The organism is Vibrio sp. 10N.222.55.C6 (genome assembly GCF_041473395.1).
Lineage (GTDB): Bacteria > Pseudomonadota > Gammaproteobacteria > Enterobacterales > Vibrionaceae > Vibrio > Vibrio crassostreae_C.
The window spans coordinates 1-436 of sequence record NZ_JBFRSD010000281.1 but is presented as its reverse complement, the minus strand read 5'-3'; the positions used below and the strand labels follow the sequence as shown (position 1 = coordinate 436).

Sequence of the window (436 nt, the reverse complement as noted above, 5' to 3'; positions counted from 1 at the left end):
CTCTTTTGGCGATTAAAAAAGAGAAAGCTACGCACGCCGGAGGCGCTGAGAAGCCAACTTGTGCTGCGAAAAGACCTCTTGTATTCCTACATCGAGCGAATGGCACATTGCGATCCTTATCTCTCACTTCCAGCCCAAAAACTCATCACCGCCAAGAAAGTCCACCATCACAGTGCACTGAGTTACCAAATGTTGAACTGCGATCAAATTCGCTATGAGATTTTTTGTGCGCACAACCGCTATTTACAGAGACTCATTCCCCAAATAAACCAGCGTCATATTAAACCCTTTTGTGATGTCAGGCTTCCCACCACTGGCGCACTTATTCCCGTCTTTACAACGCTTAACGAGCGTCCCCCTTACCTGAAAAAAGCAGGCGCGATCGTGGCTTTCACTCTCGAACTGACCGAGGGCGCTCGAACCTATATTCCAATAC

1 pseudogene is annotated in these 436 nt (G+C 47.9%); it reads left to right on the top strand.

Going from position 1 to position 436, the window contains the following annotated elements:
- A pseudogene (locus AB4486_RS23680) lies at positions 1-436 on the top strand (site-specific integrase); the annotation flags it as partial.